1 protein-coding gene is annotated in these 419 nt (G+C 49.4%); it reads left to right on the forward strand.

Annotation, left to right across the window (positions count from 1 at the left end; genetic code table 11):
- Positions 1–4 precede the first annotated feature (4 nt).
- On the forward strand, positions 5–419 hold a 415-nt coding region (locus Xbed_RS19145; RefSeq protein WP_086114342.1), incomplete at its 3' end, for a phage minor tail protein L.

Raw genomic sequence — 419 nt, forward strand, 5'->3', positions numbered from 1 at the left:
GCGGATTGAGGTTACCGAACTGAGTCAGAACGCCATTCTTAACCTATATGAGATTGATTTAACGGCGTTTGGTGGGGATATCTACCGTTTTCATGATGGTCTGAATGGAAAGCTCCAGCCGGTTATCTGGCAAGGGATGCGCTATGAGGCGTATCCGGTTGAAGTGACCGGGTTTGAGATGAGCGGCAAGGGACCAAGCGCCCGCCCGAAAATGGTCTTTGCCAACATTAACGGATTTCTGACTGCGATAAATCAGGATTTCAATGATGCACTGGGGGCGGTAGTGACACGCCACCAAGTGCCGGAGATTTACCTTGATGCGGTCAATTTTCCCAACGGTAACCCACAGGCAGATCCCACCAGAGAGGCAGTAAGTAAGTATCTGATAGAGCAAAAGCAAGACTCAAACAGTGACTTTG

Source organism: Xenorhabdus beddingii (genome assembly GCF_002127545.1).
Taxonomy (GTDB): Bacteria; Pseudomonadota; Gammaproteobacteria; order Enterobacterales; family Enterobacteriaceae; genus Xenorhabdus; species Xenorhabdus beddingii.